This window comes from Gordonia jinhuaensis, assembly GCF_014639795.1.
Lineage (GTDB): Bacteria > Actinomycetota > Actinomycetes > Mycobacteriales > Mycobacteriaceae > Gordonia_B > Gordonia_B jinhuaensis.
The window spans coordinates 262,172-278,933 of record NZ_BMGC01000002.1; the positions used below are offsets into that span (position 1 = coordinate 262,172).

Below are 16,762 nucleotides of genomic sequence, written 5' to 3' on the forward strand. Positions count from 1 at the left end.
TTCATAGGTGGGTATGTTGCTCCTCGTGGATGCAGCACCGATTCTTCTCTTCGACTTCGACGGCACGACCTGTCTCGGTGACGATCCAGTGCTTGCCTATGCCCACGAGGTCGAAAAGCTGCTTCCCGCTGACGAATTCGGTGTGATCGAGACCGAACTGAACGCATTCCTGCGCGGTGATCGCGGATCGGTGTTCCTCGACGGTTACGCCGCAGTGGCGCAACTGGTCGGCGATCGCTGCTCCCTCGACGATCTGGCGGGCTGCTATCTGCGCAGCCGTGAACAACTGGCGGACGGAGTGCTCGACGTCCACGCTCCGGCCGGACTGGCCGATCTTCTCGCCGGTACCGATGCGACCGCAGTGCTGGTGACCAACGCTCCCGACATCGGAATCGATTCGGTGCTAGGGCAATTGGGGCTGGCGCAGGCATTCGACCATGTGGTGACCGATGCCGCCAAACCTGCCGGGATGCGAAAGATGCTCAGCGCGGCCGATATCGGCGAGCGATCCGTCGCCGCGATCGGCGACATCTGGATCAACGACCTTGCCGTACCACACGAATTCGGTTATTCCACAGCCTATATCGACAGATTCGGGCGAGGCGACGGTGACCCGACCTGGCGTGCGGTCACGCCGGAGGCACTGATCGACGAGCTGGCCACCTGGCTCGAGGTATCCACCGGCGAGCAGACCTGACCGGGCGGCCCGGCCGCCGCGAGACCGATACACGCCACATGCACTGCCAGATGAGGGGAAACACAGTGAAGACCCAGAAGATGACATCACAGGACACGACAGCACGAACCCCGACAGCACGGGGCGGCTCGGCACGAGCAGACATCGCGAGAAGGTGGGCGCACCGAGGCTGCCGCATGCGTGTGGTGCCCGCCGTCACCGCTGTGGTGCTGGCTGCCGCGCTCATGTCGGCCTGTGGCGCACACGACGATTCGAGTTCGGCGGCCGGATCGAGTGCGGCCGGGCCCTGCACCGGCAAGTCGGATCCCAACGCCGCGGCCCCCAAGGAACTCACGCTGGCGCTGGTGCCGTCGGGAGATGCGAACAAGCTGGTCGAGACGGTCAAGCCGCTGGAGAAGGCGCTCACCGAACGGCTCGGCATTCCCGTCAGGGGTGTGATCACCCAGGACTATCAGGCCGCTGTCGAGGCCATCGGTGCGAACAAGGCGCAGATCGGCCTGCTGCCGCCGTTGCAGATGGTGCAGGCGTGTGAGCGCTACGGCGCGGTGCCGTCGTTGCAGTCGGTGCGCAAGGGCAAGACGACCTACCCCGCACAGTTCTTCACCAACGACCCGTCCAAGTACTGCGCCGACACACCGAAACCCGATGCCGACGGATATCTGTTCTGCAACAACACCGCCTCGGGTGACGGGCCCGCAGGTCTCGACGAGATCGGCAAGATCAAGAACTCCAAAGTGGTGATGCTCGAGTCGGCGTCGTCTGCGGGATACGTGTTCCCCACCGCTGCGCTGAAGACCGCCGGCGTCAACGTGAAGACCGACGACGACCTCACACAGGTGGGCTCGCATCCGGCGTCGGTCCTGGCCGTTCTCAAGGGCGACGATCAGGTGGGTGTGTCCTACTGGGACGCACGCCAGTCAGTGGCCACCGATCAGCCCGACGTCAAATCCAAGGTGGTGGTGTTCGCGCTCACCAAGGAGATCCCCAACGACGGGGTGTCGGTGTCGGCGGGGTTGTCCTCGCAGTGGCAGGACAAGATCAAGCAGGCCTTGCTGGACTACGCGGGGACGAGCGAGGGTGTGAAGTCCCTCGACGCGATCTATCAGATCACCGGTCTGCGCCCGGCCGACGCGACCGCCCTCCAGGCGGCCAAGGCCGAGGCCGACTCGATCGGTGCATCCTAGACATCGCGACCGGCGGCATCGACCGACGGCGTTCCAGCTGTGAAGGGGTAGCGGCATGACGGCACAGGATCAGGCCGGACAGGTCACGCACGGTGAACCGGCGACGGTGCCGGTCGACATCGAACTCGAGGATGTCCACGTGACCTATCGCAACGGGCATCATGCCCTGCGCGGAGTGTCGCTGAGCATCCCGGCGGGGGAGATGGTCGCGGTGGTGGGACTGTCCGGTGCCGGCAAGTCGACCCTCATCCGGGTGATCAACGGGCTCGTCCCGATCACCTCGGGCAGCGTGCGGGTCGGGGGCAGGCGGGTGGAGGCTCTGCACGGGCGTGCCCTGCGCGACCTGCGTTCGGAGATCGGCATGATCTTCCAGGGGTTCAACCTGACCGGGCGCACCTCGGTCATCAACAACGTGCTGGTGGGCCGCGTGCACAGCGCACCCACGTGGCGCACCATGACCGGCGCGTATTCCGCCGACGACGTCGAGATAGCGATGCAGTGTCTCGAGCGCGTCGACATCGTGGAAAAGGCCTATCAACGGGCCTCGACGCTCTCGGGCGGTCAGCAGCAGCGGGTGGCCATCGCCCGTGCCCTCGCGCAGCGACCGAAGGTGATGCTCGCTGACGAGCCGGTCGCGTCGCTCGACCCGCCCACCTCCCATGTGGTGATGCGCGATCTGCGCAGGATCAACACCGAGCTGGGATTGACGGTGATGGTGAACCTGCACTTCCTCGACCTCGCGCGGATGTACGGCCGGCGACTGGTCGGGCTGCGTGAGGGGCAGATCGTGTTCGACGGGGTCGGCGCCGATGCCGACGAGGAGGTGTTCGAACGGATCTACGGGCGCTCGCTGACCGGCGAGGACGTGATGGACGCGAGGGCGTCGCTGTGACGACGGGGACTGCGCAGGCGCCGACCGGGCGGGGGTCGCCGCCCGGGTCCCGGCGCCCGGCGAAACCGCATACGGCCTGGCGACGATGGCTGGCCGCGGCGGTGGTCGTCGTGTTGACGGTGCTGTCCTGGCGCGCCGTGGACGGGGACGTGTCCGACATCGCGAACAACTGGCGCAACGGCGCCGACAAGATCGCCGAATTGCTACAGCCCGACTACTGGTTCTTCCCGCAGACGGTGCGTCCTCTGCTGGAGACACTGGAGATGGCGGTGATCGCCACCGCCGTCAGTGCGCTGGTGTCGATTCCGTTGACATTCTGGGCATCTCGCGTGACCAACCCGAACCGTGGCGCGCTGCTCGCGGTGCGCACGGTGATGAACGTGATCCGTGCCATCCCCGACCTGATGTCGGCGGCGGTGTTGGTGTCGATGGTGGGAACCGGCGCGCTGCCGGGCATCCTGGCGCTGATCCTGTTCAACATCGGCATCATCGTCAAGCTCGTCTCCGAGGCACTCGACGCGGTGGACACCGGGCCGCGAGAGGCCGCCTTCGCCGCCGGGGCGACGCTGGTCGAGGCCAACCGCGCGACCATGTGGCCGCAGATCGTGCCCACCTATCTGGCGCAGACCCTGTACGTCCTCGAACTCAACGTCCGCTCGTCCTCGGTTCTGGGTCTCGTCGGGGCGGGCGGGCTCGGACTGCTCATCGACGAGGTGCGCAGCTATTACCACTACCACCCGCTGTCGCTGATCATCCTCGAGATCCTCGTGGTCGTCCTGGTGATCGAGGCGGTGTCGTCGACGATCCGCAGGAGGCTCGCATGATGCCCACGGTCACCGCCGGCGCCGTGACGCCGCCGCCGACGCCGACTCGGCGGCCCCGCAAGCCCCGTCACCTCGGGGTACGGATCGCATGGGTGATCGTCACCGTCGTGGTGATCGCCGCATTCGCCGACATCGACATCACCTGGTCGCGGTTGTCGACCTTCCCGCAGGACTTCGTGCACTACGTGTCGCTGATGTTCTGCCCGCCCGACTGGGCGTCGATCGGCAAAGCCGCCGACGCGACCTGGCAGTCGGTGGAGATGGCGTGGCTGGGAACGGTGATCGGGGTGGTGGTGTCGCTGCCGCTGGGCTTCTTCGCCGCCTCCACCGTGTCGCCGGTGTGGCTGCGGCTCCCGTTGCGACTGGTGTTCGCGGTCCTGCGAGCGGTGCCCGAGGTGATCATCGCCATCATCATCTTGTCGGTCACCGGCCTGACACCGTTCACCGGTGCGCTGGCGATCGCGGTGGGATCGGTGGGCACCCTGGGCAAATGGGAGTACGAGGCCATCGAGGGTGCCCCGCGCGGGCCGATCGAGGCCGCAACCGCGTGCGGGGCTTCACGCTCGGAGATCCTGCGTTGTGCGGTGTGGCCGTCGGTGTCACCGGAGATACTGGCATTCTGGCTGTACCGCTTCGAGATCAACGTCCGTGCGTCGGCCGTGCTGGGTCTCGTCGGTGCGGGCGGTATCGGCTCGATGCTGACCCAGACAGTGCAATATCGGATGTGGCCCACCGTCGGAACGCTGTTCTTGGTGGTGGTGGTCGTGACGGTCGTCATCGACCAGATCTCCGGGCGCATCCGGCAACGAATCATCACCGGGAGGTGGCGTGGCTGAGAAAGAGGCGACACACAACTCCGGCGCGGATCGACCCCGCACTACCGCGTCCGGTGGGTCCGATGGCGGAACGGCCGAAAGATCCTGGCGACCAGGTGAACTCGTGGCACATGTGCGGGCGATGGCACCGTCGCTGCTGCCCACCGAGCAGGCGGTCGCGGCAGTACTGCTCACCAACGCCGACCATGTGATCGACATGTCCTCCCAACAGGTGGCAGACCGGGCGGGAGCATCGCGGGCGACGGTGGTGCGCGCCTGCCAGAGCCTGGGGTTCACCGGATATCAGCAACTGCGGGTGCTGCTGGCCCGAGACGCGGGGATGACCGCGGTCGCGGCCGAACCCTCCGGGCAGGGCCCTGCGGCCACCGTCCGGGCCACCTTCGACCACGTCGCGGCATCGATGCAATCGATGACCGCGCTGCTCGACGACGACGACGTGGAACGCACCGTGGAACTGCTCGTCGGTGCGTCGTCGGTGGTGGTGATCGGAAACGGGCTGTCGACCGCGGTGGCCGCAGACTTCGCCGCGCGACTGATGTCGCGCGGGATCCATGTGATGGCGCCGGCTGATGTGATCACCCAGCATGTGACGGTCGGGGTGGTCGACCACCACGACGTGGTGGTGGTCTTCAGCGGCAGCGGTGCGTCGACGCCGAGTATCCGCGCGGCCGAGCTGGCCACCCGCGCCGGCGCGACAGTTATTGCGGTGACGGCATTCTCGCATTCACCGCTGGCCACCGCGGCCGACATCACCCTGGTGGTGGGGATCGCCGACTTCAGTTTCCGCGACGAGGTGACGGTGACCTCGCGGATACCGCAGTTCATCCTCCTGGAGGGACTCGTGGCCGCGGTGTCGGCGAGACTCGGCGAGAGTGCCGAGCGCCGCCGCACCGCAACACTCGAGGTGATCAGCGACTACTTGATCGACGAGGGCTGATCGGCGGCCGCGGCAGTCATCTGGTCGCGGTGCCCGGCGATGGTGAACCCGTATTCGCTGAAGCGACCCTCACCGCCGGTCGCGAGATCGGCGAGCATCTCGCCCCACACCGGGGCGAACTTGAACCCGTTGCCACTCATGGCGGTTGCGATGACGATCGCACCGCCGGCGACGGTGTCGATGATCGGCATCTTGTTGGCGGCAACCGAATCCGAGTGCAGCGACCAGCGCACCACGTCGGGGATCAGGTCGGGCATCATCCGAGCGGCCTGTCGGCCGATCCACTCGAGCTGCTCGCGGTCCAGTGTGGTCGGGCGCTCGTCCCAGTCCGACACCGGATCGAGAATCACATGCGGGCAGATCTTGATCGCGTATCCGTCGAGTGACGGGACGCCGAATGCGTGGACGTCGTCGAGGTCTCGCATGAAACCGGGCAGACGTTGCGGGGTGAACATCTCGATATGTCGCGGCATGAGCCAGGTCAGCGAATAGGTGTCCACGGCAACCACATCCGCGAGTTCGGGGAGCAGGCGGGTGGTCCATGGACCGGCGGTCACCACCACCCGGTCGGCGAGCACCTCACCCCTCGTGGTCCGCACGCGCACACCGTCGGACGTCTCGTCGATGCCCACCACCTCGGTGTCATACCAGGTGTCGGCACCACCGGCGAGTGCCTGATCGGTCGCCGCGGCCACCGCCACCTCGGGCCGCATCGCGCCGCCGAGCAGGTCGAGCACCCCGATGTCGGAGTCCTCGACATAGAACTGCGGAAAGGAACTGCGCAGTTCGCCTGCGTCGAACACCTGGTGGGGCAGGTCGTAGTCCTTGATCGAACGCAGTGTCGACTCGATGTCAGGGTGTCCCTGCGGGGCCACACTCAGTGCGCCCACTTCCAGCAGCACATCCTGACCGTAGGCCGCGCCGAGTTCGCGCCACAGGTCACGCGAGCGCAGCAGCGCGGGAGTGAACAGTTGGCCTTCCTTGGCCGCCACGCGGAACAGACGTGACTCGCCCGCGTAGGCACCGTTGGTGTGGATACGTCCGAACTGTTCGATGCCGAGCACATCGACGCCGCGGGAGGCCAACTGCCACAGGGCCATCGACCCCATCGTGCCCAGACCCACCACGACCACCTCGACGCGGCGCACGGAGTTGAGGGTGTCGGTGCTCATGCCAGCTCCGGTGTTTCCCACAGGTTCAGCTTGGTGCCGATACCGCGCTCGATAGCGTTGCGGTACAACGTGGTTCCCCACGCCACATCTTCCACGGGCATGCCGCCGACGGAGAAGATCACGATCTCGTCGTCGCTGCGGCGACCCACTGCGTCGCCGTCGGCGACCGCTCCGATGTCGATCAGGTCGTCCTTGCTCATCGTGCCGTCGTGGATCATGTCGATGAACTTGGAGCCGATGATCGGGACGTGGTTGTGCGACGGATACGCGGTCTCCTCGGCCCAGGCCTCGTACATGCGGGTGTTGTCGACGACCTTGCGCACGTCGGGGGCTTCCATCGCCTTGTCGATGTTGCAGGTTGAGGGCATCGACAGGAAGGCGCCGGGCTTGACCCACTCACGTTTGACGGTGGGGTAGGTGTTCGGGTCGCCCTCGAGGCCGGTCGTGCAGAAGGTGACGATGTCGCAGTCGCGAACGGCATCTTCGATCTCGTCGACCTCGGTGATGGTGGTGATCTGGGGGAACTTCTCGGTCACCCAGGCGGTGAACGAGTCCATGCTCTTACGGCTGCGGCCCTTGACCTTGATGGTGTCGATCTTGGGACACACGGCGATGAACGCCGACAGCGAGGTCTTGGCCATCACGCCGGGGCCCACGATGCCCACGACCCGGGAGTCGGGACGGGCGAGCAATCGCGCGCCGACACCGGGGATGGCTCCCGTGCGATAGGCGGACAGCAGGTTCGCGCTCATCAGCGCCAGGGGTGCGCCGGTGACGGTGTCGTTGAGCATGAACATCAGGATCGAACGGGGCAACCCCTTGTCGCGGTTGTCGATGTTGGAGCCGTACCACTTCACGCCTGTGGTCCCGAAGCTTCCGCCGAGGTAGGCGGGCATCGCCATGAAGCGCCGGTCGGGGGTGTTGACGGGCATCCCGGGAAACGGCGAGGTCTCCGGGAAGCCGATCATGGCACCGTGCGAGTCGTTGTTGGACCCCGCCATCCGGTAGTCGCCACGATGCAGCAGAACGAGGGTCTCCTGCATGGTGTCCACGCAGGCGGCCATGTCGGTCACGCCGGCGGCGATCATGTCGGGTTCGGACAGGTACAGAAAATCGATCGCGGTACTCGGGCGAGTCGTTGGCGTGTCGGTCATGGTCGATGCTTCCTTCGTCGGCGGCGCGGGGGTCGGTGGTGACCACGTCGCGCCGGTGTCCTCGCGTATGTACTGCCGGGCCGCATCGGCAGCAGTAAGGTGAAACCTACACAGAGAAAATTACGTTTGTAATGTTTCGATCGATGGTCTCAATGTTGTGATCGTGTAAACAGCTCTGGCACCCGGTCGCCGAGGCCGGTGGTGATCACGAAGGATTTCGATGTGAAGGCGAGTGACCGATGAACCAGCGTGCGCTGATCGGTGCGACATCCGCGGACAGGCCCGGATACGGGCAGGGCCGCGACGCCCTCATCGCTGCCACGATCCGGATCGTCTCGCGGCAGGGGATCCGCAAACTGACCTATCGGGCCGTGGCCACCGAGGCCGGAGTCACCCACGGCACCATCCAGCATCACTTCGCCAACCTCGACGACCTGCTCGAGGCGGCGTTGGAGTACTGCGTGGAGATCAGCCTGGACGGGTCGACGCTGGCCACGGGCGCGCAGGACATCGACGATTTCGTGGCCGGACTCAGCGACTCGGTGCTTGCGACCCTCGACGAGCAGGTGTTCCAGTACGAGTTGGTGCTCGAGTCGCGCCGGCGTCCGGAGCTGCGTCCGCATGTCGACCGCTACTACGCGACCTATCGGGAAGCCACCCGGACCTCGTTGCGCAGTCTCGGGTTGCCCGACGACGCGGAGACGGCCGACGTGATCTTCTCGGCGATCGACGGGCTGGTGTTCCGCGCGGTGACCCTCGGCGGCGACGACCTGCTGTTGCTCGAACCGCAGATCGACCGGCTGCGTGGGATGTTGCGCCGACTGCGCCGATCCTGATCGGGGTCGCGCGATCTGCGCTGGTTGATCCGCGCTGGTTGATCAGCGCTAGTTGATCAATGGGGGTTTATCAATCTACATTGATGGCCATGACTGAGTCCGACCATGCCGAGGTGGATGTCGATGCGGTGGCCGCCGAGCTGCGCATCGTCACCGGCGCGCTGATCCGGCGTCTGAGGGTGCATCGCGCCCCCGGCGACCCGACTGTCGGTGAGGGACGGGTTCTGGCCCGTTTGGACCGGGGGGGACCGGCGACGTCGGCAGACCTCGCGCGTCGGGAGCAGGTGAGCCCGCAGGCGATGGGCGTCACCATCGCCGGTCTGATGGAGCGCGGTCTGCTCGACCGCGCCGTCGACCCCTCCGACGGCCGCCGCATCATGCTCACTCTCTCGCCGGCCGGGGTCGAGGCGCTCACCGATCGTCGCCATCATTCCTCGCGGGCCCTGGCCGAGGCGATGTCGGCGGCGCTGTCGCCCGACGAGGTCGTGGCCGTCGCCGAGATCCTGCCACTGCTCGACCGTGTCGGTGAGGCCCTGTGACGGCGGTCGACACCAGGAGTGCGCAGGCGGGCGGTCCGAGCGGACATGACGACCGCTACCGGTGGGTGGCGTTGTCGAACACCACGGCGGCAGTGTTCATGTCGGCGCTCGACGGTTCGATCGTCATCATCTCGCTGCCGGCCATCTTCCGCGGCATCGGTCTGGATCCGTTGTCCTCGTCGAATATCGGATTCCTGCTGTGGATGATCATGGGCTACCGCCTCGTTCAGGCGGTCGCCGTCACCACCCTCGGGCGTCTTGGCGACATGTTCGGTCGTGTCCGCATCTACAACGCCGGGTTCCTGGTCTTCACCATCGCCTCGATCCTGTTGTCGTTCGACCCGTTTCACGCTCAGTCGGCAGCGATCTGGCTGATCGGCTGGCGAGTACTGCAGGCTCTCGGAGGGTCGATGCTCACCGCGAACTCGGCGGCGATCCTCACCGACGCGTTCCCCGCCGACCGGAGGGATTCGCGTTGGGTCTCAACCAGGTTGCCGCGCTCGCGGGCCAACTCAGCGGGCTCGTGCTCGGTGGGCTGCTCTCGGCGTGGGACTGGCGTGCGGTGTTCTGGGTGAACGTACCCATCGGGCTGTTCTTCACGATCTGGGCGTATCTGAAGTTGCGGGACAACGGAGAACGCCATCCCGGGCGCATCGACTGGTGGGGTAACGCGACCTTCGCGCTCGGACTGTCGGCGATCCTCATCGCCATCACCATCGGACTCCAGCCCTATGGCGGTCACACGATGGGATGGTCGAATCCGCTGGTGATCGGGTTGCTGGTGGTTGGAGCAGTGTTGCTGGTCGCCTTCATCGGTGTCGAGAAGCGCGTCGCCGACCCGATGATCGAGTTGTCGCTGTTCCGGATCCGGCCGTTCACCGCGGGTAACACGGCCGCATTGTGTTCCTCACTGGCACAGGGCGGTCTGCAGTTCATCCTCATCATCTGGCTGCAGGGGATCTGGCTTCCGTTGCACGGCTACGACTATGCCGACACCCCACTGTGGGCCGGCATCTTCATGCTCCCGCTCACCGCCGGGTTCTTCGTGGCCGGACCGCTCACCGGTGCCCTGTCGGACCGTTTCGGCGCCCGCGGTTTCGCCACCGTCGGCATGGTGGTCTTCGGCCTGAGCTTCGTGGGACTGCTGTTGCTGCCCATCGAGTTCCCGTACTGGGCGTTCGCGCTGCTGATCGCACTCAACGGCATCGGCACCGGGATGTTCGCCGCACCCAACACCTCGTCGATCATGAGCAGCGTGCCCGCGCGCTATCGCGGGGTGGCCTCGGGGATGCGGTCGACCTTCCAGAACTCGGGAACCGCACTGTCGATCGGGGTGTTCTTCTCACTGATGATCGTCGGCCTGTCGTCGAGCCTGCCCGCAGCCATGTCGAGCGGACTGTCGAGCCACGGTGTGCCCGCCGATGTCGCGCACGACGTCGCCGGGCTGCCCCCGGTGTCGTCGCTGTTCTCGGCCATCCTGGGGGTCAACCCGATCGAGCACCTGCTGTCGGGCACCGGGGTGATGGGTTCGCTGTCGCAGGAGCAGGTGGCCACGCTCACCGGCCACAGCTTCTTCCCGCAGCTGCTGTCGGGGCCGTTCCCGACGGTCTCGTGGTGGTGTTCACCGTCTCGATCGCACTGTCGGTCTGCGCAGCGGTCGCTTCGCTGTTGCGCGGGCGCCGGCCCGAGCGCGTCGGCGAGTGAGACCGGAACAGACGGGCGCACACAACCCCGGGGAATCGGCATGTCGGAGAATCAGGATGTCAGGGAATCAGCTCCAGATGCCCGGGGTTGCGACACACATGACCAGCAACGAATTCGACCCCCGCTCACTGATCGCCGAGACATCGATCGGCGTGCTCGCCACGATCAAGGCGAACGGACTGCCACAACTGTCACCGGTGACCTCGGTGTACGACCGTGATCGCGATCGCATCCTGGTGTCGATGACCGAAGGTCGCGCGAAAACGGCCAATCTGCGGCGTGATCCCCGCGCGGCGATCGAGTACACCAGCCCCGATCACTACACCTGGGCCACCGCCGAAGGAGATGCGACGCTGATCGGGCCCGGCACCGATCCGCAGGGTCATGAGGTCGATGCGCTGGTCGAGTACTACCGGCTCGGCGCGGGGGAACATCCCGACTGGGACGAGTATCGCTCGGTGATGGTGGCCGACCGGCGAGTGTTGCTGATCCTGAACGTGACTCACGTCTACGGCGCGAAGCTACGGTGATCTGAGCCGAGTCCCGCGTGGCGCAGGAACCGCTCGAACAGCTCGTCGCAGTCGGCTGCTGCTGCGGTTGCGCGTGATTCGATCTCGGCGGTCATCGCGGGCACGTCGACCTCGGAGTCGTAGGAGTTGTCACGACCGTGGCGGTCGAACCCCTCGCGCCAGGCGAGGAAACACTCCGGGGTGATCTCCGGATGGAACTGCACGCCCAGATGGGCGCCGACGGTGAACGCCTGCACATTGTGTTCGGTGCGGGCGATCACCTCCGCGGTCGGGGGAGCGGTGATCGTGTCGTGGTGGGATTCCATCCACGGTCCGGGCGCGATCAGCTCCGGACGTGTGGTCTCCACGAGGGTGAAACCGTGTTCGGGTCCGCTGCTGGGTGCGACCGAACCGCCGAGTGCGTCGGCGAGTATCTGCGCGCCGAAACAGACCCCGAGTACGGGGATGCCGGCGGCATCGACTCGCTGCAGGAACTCCCGTTCTGGTGCCACCCAGTCCAGTGACGAGTCGTAGACGGAGTCCGGCGACCCGGTGACACATACGAGATCTGTGCCGGCGAGGTCGATTCCGTCGAGTTCACGCGCCTCGAGGATGTCGACGGTGAAGCCGCGGCGCAGCATCGCGGGCAACAGGGACCCGAGAACCGGGCGTCGAAATCGCGGTGCCACATCGTGGACAACGACCAGCACGGCAGGGTGGACAACGACCCGTGCGGCAGGACTCATCGGACCAGCATCTCCTTGCTCGAAGGGAATCCGCGCGCACCGCCTGCGCACATGGCCTCGGCAACGTTACGCGTGCGGATATCGTCCGGCAGGTTGTGCGGACGCGAAGACAGAGCGAGGAGGCGTCAGAGAAGGAAGGTGAGGTTGTGGTGGCTGCGGTGACCGTCGACGAGACACACGATCTTGCGATCGATCTTCAGCTCGCCGTCCTGCCGCACGAAGACATGCCCCATCCACCCCGGCATGGTCTGCAGAACATGGCCGTCGCGTAGTTCGTGGACCACGAACTGCGAACGAACCTTGACCTCGTCGGCGGTCGCGGTGGGGATCCGGACGAAGCCGGTGTTCACATGGGAGGTGTAGGAAGGCGGCAACTGCGAATACGCCACACCCGTTCTCAGCCATACGATCCGGTCGCCCATGCGTCGACGGTCGTCGAAGGCGATCGTCACCCGCGACTGCGGATCACCTGAGTCCGGATCGGGCATATCCCGTGCCGCGGGAATCCAGTACAGGCATTCCCTCGAGTACAGCTGATACCACTGCTCGAACGCTCTGCGGTCCAATAGCCAACTCTCGTGCAACACCAGTGCCTCATACTCGTCGCGTTCGGGCTGCGTCAGCGGCGTGCCGACCGCGTCCCATTCCACCAGGTCGTGGCGTAGCTTCGCGTAGTACGCGTCGTCGATGTAGGGCGATCGCAGACTGTCGGCGAGGATCGTGTCGAGCGCATAGCGCACCACCGGATCGTCGGGGTCGCGGTGGATCTCGCGTTCGGGGGCGCTCATCGGGCCACCAGCTTGGTCTCGGAGGTCATCAGCTTCTTCCAGCGCCGCCAGAACGCTCGGATCGGGAGTTCGTCGGTGACCGGGCCGGTCACGTTGCCGTTGGCGTCGAGGGTCTCGGTGCCGGTGTCGATGTGGCGGTTGGTCACCACCCACTCCATCTCCTCGACACCGAGTCCGCGTTGGCACTCTTCGAAATTGGCGAGATCGTCCGGCTCTCCGAATGCGGGAAAATCCTCCTGCAGTCGTACGCGCAGCGAGTTCACCTCGGGTGGCAGGTCGGGTGCGTGCAGGCTCGTCGAATACCAGACGATGTCGGTGTCGTCGACGGCGAGCGGCTCGATCACCTGGATCTGATTCCCGATGATGAGCAGGTTGGGGAAGATGTTGAGATTCATCCCCGATCCGACCACCACGTCCAGGGCGGCCTTGGCCGACACCTCATCCAGTTGTGCCCGGATCGCTTGTTCGAAACTGTCCTGCCCCGGCATCGGCGCGGCCGAATCCCAGTAGCTGTCGATCTCTGCGCGCTGATCGAGGAATGTGTTGCCGTTGTGCAGGTCGGTGACTGTCTGCAGTCCCGCATCGGTGTCGCCGAGCGCCCACTGCATGTCCACGCCGACGCCGTAGCGGTCCTTACGCATCCGCAACAGCGAGGCGTGAGAGAAGCCGGGGTGGTAGCCGTCGGCGGAATTGTCGTAGACCAGTTTCCAGTTGCCCTTGCAGTTGAGCCGGGTCTGGCCGTGGCGAACCACCAGCTCCGCGCCGGGCCACCGATCGAGCCACTGGTCGATATAGCTCGTCACATCGCCGAGATGGGTTGCGAGATCGTCGATCTCCTGATCGAGGGTGCCGAAGACGAATCCACGGTAGGAATCGATGCGCAGGCGACCGAGACCGAGCTCGTCACGATCGAAGCTCGCCCCGTATCCCTTGTGCATCGGCACACCGGTGAGCTTGCCCGTGTTGGTGAAAGTCCAATTGTGGTACGGGCACATGAAGCTGCGCGCATTGCCCGAATCGGTGCGACACACCGTCGCCCCACGATGGGTGCATCGGTTGATGAGGCCGTGGATGCTGCCGTCTTTGGCGCGGGTGACGATGATGGGCCGCAGACCGAGATTCTTGCGGACGAAGTCGTTGGGCTGGGGGATCTCGCTCTCATGCGCGAGATAGGTCCACGTGCCGCCGAACACCCGGTTCATCTCCGCGGTGAAGATCGCCGGATCGGTGTACATGCTGCGGTGCACCCGAACGTCGGTCACGAGTTCGTCGTAGCGGTGGAGCGGACCAGTGGTGTCGGGGCCGTCCACATCCGGACCTGTCTCAGTATTTCGTGAAGTACTCACGGTGCTCCCATTCGGTGACGACGTCGGGGGTCTTCTCCCAATCCGGCTCGGCGGCAAGGAATCGACCGATCTCCGAGGCCTTCATACCCAGTACCCAGTCGATGAACGTGTTGCCGAACGTGTCGCGGAAGAACTGGCTGCGTTTGAGTTCGTCGACAGCATCCATCAGAGTGACCGGGAGTTTCGGGCGGTCCGTCGCGCTGTAGGGATCGGCTTCCACCGGTCCGGGGTCCAGCGTGCGCCGGATGCCGTCGAGCCCGGCGGCGATCTGCGAGCCCAGGTAGAGATACGGATTCGCCGTCGGCTCGCCGATGCGGTTCTCGATGTGGGAGGTGGGATCTCCTGGACCGCCCTGGACACGGCACATCGCCGCACGGTTGTCGTGGCCCCAGGTGGCGCGGTCGGGGGCCAGGGAATAGGGGCGGCGGCGTCGGTACCCGTTGACGCTGGGGGTGGTGAACACCGATGCCGCAGCGGCGTGTTCGAGCAGACCAGCCACGAAGCTGCGACCCAGCGGTGAGAGGAGGCCGTCGGAACCGGGTTCGGCGACGAAGAGGTTGTTGCCCTCGGTGTCGTTGATGCTCTGATGCAGATGCCACCCGCTTGCGCAGAAGCCGGGCAGGCCGGGAGCGGTCATGAACGTCGCATGCAGACCCATGCGCGCGCTGACCTGCTTGATCATCGACCGGAACAGCGTCATCGTGTCGGCGGCCTGTAGTGGGCCCATCACGTCGAAGGTGAACTCGAGCTGGCCGGGACCGAGTTCGTCCTCCATGGTGCGCAACGGCATGTCGAGCCGCTCACAGTATAGTCGGCGACGGTCCCGAGGAAGTCGTCGATGCCGTCCATCTGCACTTCGGACTGGTAGGCATAGCCCTTGCCGATGGTCTCGACCACCGGCGGTGCCGGCGGTGATCCGAGTGTCCCGCTGTCCTCGGGAGCGAGCTTGGGGTCGACGATACGGGTGAGGTAGAACTCGATCTCCAGTCCGGCGACGTATTCCATTGACTCCGAGGCCAATTCCGCCACGACCTTCTTGAGTTTGTGCCGTGCGTCGAACGGAGCGGGAGTCCCGTCGTTGAAGTACATGTCGCCGAGGATCCATCCGGTGCCCGGCGACCACGGGAGTTCGTGGAAGGTGAGCGGATCGGGTACGAGCACGAGGTCGGGGAAACCCTCCATCTCGGCCATGTCGAGGCTGCCGCCCTTGGTGAACGGGTTGAAGGCGATGTTCTCCCCGGAGTCGAAGTTGAACTGAGCGGAACTGAAATCCAGTGCGTTGGTGAGCGTCGAGAGGAATGTTCTGGGCAGCAGCGTCTTTCCCCGCAGCTTTCCCTGCGGGTCGGCGACGCTGACCCGGATCGTCTTGAACCGCTTGTCTTTCACTTGCTGGGCGATGGCATCGGCGGCGGCGTGTTGCTCTTCGGTCCACAGACCGTGACGCGCGATGAAACCGTGTGGAGACGCTTCGGACATGGCTGCTCCTGGCTGAGGAGTGGATGGTGAGGGTGGTGGGACATATGGACTAACCGAGACGTAAGGGACGTTATGGGCGTTACGTGTCGGTGAGAGGACGTAATGCGTTAAACGTGTGTAACGGGACGTCGGCCTCTAGACTCGCTCTCATGACGCGCGCGATCGAACTCCACGGGACTGTGGCGCAACGGATTCGGCAGGTCAGAGATGCCCTGGCGCCGGGGGAGATGCGAGTGGTCGCTGCGTTGACGGAGTCCTATCCGACGGCGGGACTCGTGCCGATCGCCCAGCTCGCCGCCGAGGCCGGGGTGAGCGCGCCCACGGCGCTGCGACTGGTCGGCAAGCTGGGCTTCTCGGGGTACGGCGCGTTTCAGGAGGCTTTGCGTGCCGAAGTGCAGACCCGACTGTTCTCACCGGTCACCGTGTATCCGGCAGGTGTCGACGGCGACCTGCATTCGGCGATCGTCGATGCGGCCAATCGCTACGGGGAGGGGTTGCAGGCGACGGTGAACGGGATCTCGGCGGACGATCTCGCACGTGCGGTCGAGCTGCTGGCCGATCCGACCCGCCATGTCGTGACTGCGGGCGGCAGGTTCAGCTCCATTCTGGCGACGCAACTGTCGCGATATCTGCACATGCTTCGCCCGGATGTGGTGGCGGTGGAACCGAATTCCGGTGATCACATGGCATCGCTGATCGACATCGACGCGACCACGGTGGCCGTGGTGTTCGACTACCGCCGGTATCAGGGCAGTACGGTCGAGTGGGGGATGGCTGCAGCCGAGCGGGGTGCGGAGTTGATCGTGGTCACTGACGCCTACCTGAGTCCACTCGCTGCTCGCGCGGCGACGGTGTTCGCCACCAGTCATCTCGGGCCGGGGCCGTTCGACTCGATGGCGCATGGCTTCATGTTCGTCGAGCTGATCGTCTCACTGGTCGCCACACATCTGGGCGGGCCGGCCCGTGATCGGCTCGCCGCCTTCGAGGAGCTGCAGGTACGTGAGGAGGGCCGACGTGGCACCCGCCCTACCAAGCTCCCTTAACCGGCCAAGCTCCCTTAACCAGTGCTCTGAGCGGCCGATGCACATATTCCACAACGGTGCCGAGGTGTCGAAGCGGACT

General features: G+C 65.5%; 17 protein-coding genes and 1 pseudogene. 11 read left to right on the forward strand and 7 right to left on the reverse strand.

All coding sequences use genetic code 11. The features are described 5' to 3' along the window. Positions 1-25 precede the first annotated feature (25 nt). The 6 genes from IEW22_RS02505 to IEW22_RS02530 all read left to right on the forward strand — a co-directional run bounded on the left by IEW22_RS02505 (position 26) and on the right by IEW22_RS02530 (position 5,370). Positions 26-697, forward strand: a complete 672-nt coding sequence (locus tag IEW22_RS02505) for an HAD family hydrolase (protein ID WP_188584989.1) — start codon at positions 26-28, stop codon at positions 695-697. 176 nt (positions 698-873) lie between these two features. Then, positions 874-1,881 (forward strand): phosphate/phosphite/phosphonate ABC transporter substrate-binding protein, encoded by a 1,008-nt coding sequence (gene phnD / locus IEW22_RS02510; protein WP_229742101.1) that lies wholly within the window; start codon positions 874-876, stop codon positions 1,879-1,881. A gap of 55 nt (positions 1,882-1,936) precedes the next feature. Then, positions 1,937-2,773, forward strand: a complete 837-nt coding sequence (gene phnC / locus IEW22_RS02515; protein ID WP_188584991.1) for a phosphonate ABC transporter ATP-binding protein — start codon at positions 1,937-1,939, stop codon at positions 2,771-2,773. Then, on the forward strand, positions 2,770-3,597 hold the full coding sequence (gene phnE / locus IEW22_RS02520; protein WP_188584992.1) for a phosphonate ABC transporter, permease protein PhnE: 828 nt from the start codon (positions 2,770-2,772) through the stop codon (positions 3,595-3,597). The genes phnC and phnE (IEW22_RS02520) overlap by 4 nt, the downstream gene beginning before the upstream one ends. Further along, positions 3,594-4,433, forward strand: a complete 840-nt coding sequence (gene phnE / locus IEW22_RS02525; RefSeq protein WP_229742102.1) for a phosphonate ABC transporter, permease protein PhnE — start codon at positions 3,594-3,596, stop codon at positions 4,431-4,433. Before phnE (IEW22_RS02520) ends, phnE (IEW22_RS02525) begins: the two co-directional genes overlap by 4 nt. Positions 4,434-4,536: 103 nt before the next feature. Next, the gene (locus IEW22_RS02530; RefSeq protein WP_188584993.1) at positions 4,537-5,370 is read left to right on the forward strand and encodes a MurR/RpiR family transcriptional regulator; all 834 of its coding nucleotides are present in this window, start codon (positions 4,537-4,539) and stop codon (positions 5,368-5,370) included. On the opposite strand, the gene solA is transcribed toward IEW22_RS02530, so the two are convergent. Beyond that, positions 5,349-6,542 (reverse strand): N-methyl-L-tryptophan oxidase, encoded by a 1,194-nt coding sequence (solA, locus tag IEW22_RS02535; protein WP_188584994.1) that lies wholly within the window; start codon positions 6,540-6,542, stop codon positions 5,349-5,351. The genes IEW22_RS02530 and solA overlap by 22 nt on opposite strands. Beyond that, on the reverse strand, positions 6,539-7,696 hold the full coding sequence (locus IEW22_RS02540) for a tyramine oxidase subunit B (protein ID WP_188584995.1): 1,158 nt from the start codon (positions 7,694-7,696) through the stop codon (positions 6,539-6,541). Before IEW22_RS02540 ends, solA begins: the two co-directional genes overlap by 4 nt. A gap of 239 nt (positions 7,697-7,935) precedes the next feature. Here IEW22_RS02540 and IEW22_RS02545 point away from each other — a divergent pair, with 239 nt between their 5' ends. The 4 genes and pseudogenes from IEW22_RS02545 (at position 7,936) to IEW22_RS02560 (ending at position 11,305) form a co-directional block, all read left to right on the forward strand. After that, positions 7,936-8,532: a TetR/AcrR family transcriptional regulator gene (locus IEW22_RS02545; RefSeq protein WP_188584996.1), complete on the forward strand. Its 597-nt coding sequence runs from the start codon at positions 7,936-7,938 to the stop codon at positions 8,530-8,532. 89 nt (positions 8,533-8,621) lie between these two features. Next, positions 8,622-9,071, forward strand: a complete 450-nt coding sequence (locus IEW22_RS02550; protein WP_188584997.1) for a MarR family winged helix-turn-helix transcriptional regulator — start codon at positions 8,622-8,624, stop codon at positions 9,069-9,071. Further along, a pseudogene (locus tag IEW22_RS02555) lies at positions 9,068-10,775 on the forward strand (MFS transporter). The gene IEW22_RS02550 and the pseudogene IEW22_RS02555 overlap by 4 nt, the downstream one beginning before the upstream one ends. 98 nt (positions 10,776-10,873) lie before the next feature. Continuing rightward, positions 10,874-11,305, forward strand: coding sequence for a PPOX class F420-dependent oxidoreductase (locus IEW22_RS02560; protein ID WP_188584998.1), 432 nt, complete (start codon positions 10,874-10,876; stop codon positions 11,303-11,305). Here the strand turns inward: IEW22_RS02560 and IEW22_RS02565 are convergent. The 5 genes from IEW22_RS02565 to IEW22_RS19975 form a co-directional block, all read right to left on the reverse strand. Beyond that, positions 11,284-12,030, reverse strand: a complete 747-nt coding sequence (locus tag IEW22_RS02565; RefSeq protein ID WP_188584999.1) for a type 1 glutamine amidotransferase — start codon at positions 12,028-12,030, stop codon at positions 11,284-11,286. The genes IEW22_RS02560 and IEW22_RS02565 overlap by 22 nt on opposite strands. Before the next feature lie 125 nt (positions 12,031-12,155). Beyond that, on the reverse strand, positions 12,156-12,818 hold the full coding sequence (locus IEW22_RS02570) for an aromatic-ring-hydroxylating dioxygenase subunit beta (RefSeq protein WP_188585000.1): 663 nt from the start codon (positions 12,816-12,818) through the stop codon (positions 12,156-12,158). Further along, positions 12,815-14,164, reverse strand: coding sequence for an aromatic ring-hydroxylating oxygenase subunit alpha (locus IEW22_RS02575; RefSeq protein WP_229742103.1), 1,350 nt, complete (start codon positions 14,162-14,164; stop codon positions 12,815-12,817). The genes IEW22_RS02570 and IEW22_RS02575 overlap by 4 nt, the downstream gene beginning before the upstream one ends. Continuing rightward, the gene (locus IEW22_RS02580; protein WP_229742104.1) at positions 14,142-14,954 is read right to left on the reverse strand and encodes a glutamine synthetase; all 813 of its coding nucleotides are present in this window, start codon (positions 14,952-14,954) and stop codon (positions 14,142-14,144) included. Before IEW22_RS02580 ends, IEW22_RS02575 begins: the two co-directional genes overlap by 23 nt. Continuing rightward, positions 14,891-15,640, reverse strand: coding sequence for a type I glutamate--ammonia ligase (locus tag IEW22_RS19975; protein ID WP_229742105.1), 750 nt, complete (start codon positions 15,638-15,640; stop codon positions 14,891-14,893). The genes IEW22_RS02580 and IEW22_RS19975 overlap by 64 nt, the downstream gene beginning before the upstream one ends. A gap of 149 nt (positions 15,641-15,789) precedes the next feature. On the opposite strand from IEW22_RS19975, the gene IEW22_RS02585 reads away from it, so the two are divergent. Next, positions 15,790-16,683, forward strand: a complete 894-nt coding sequence (locus IEW22_RS02585) for a MurR/RpiR family transcriptional regulator (protein ID WP_188585002.1) — start codon at positions 15,790-15,792, stop codon at positions 16,681-16,683. Positions 16,684-16,762 lie beyond the last annotated feature (79 nt).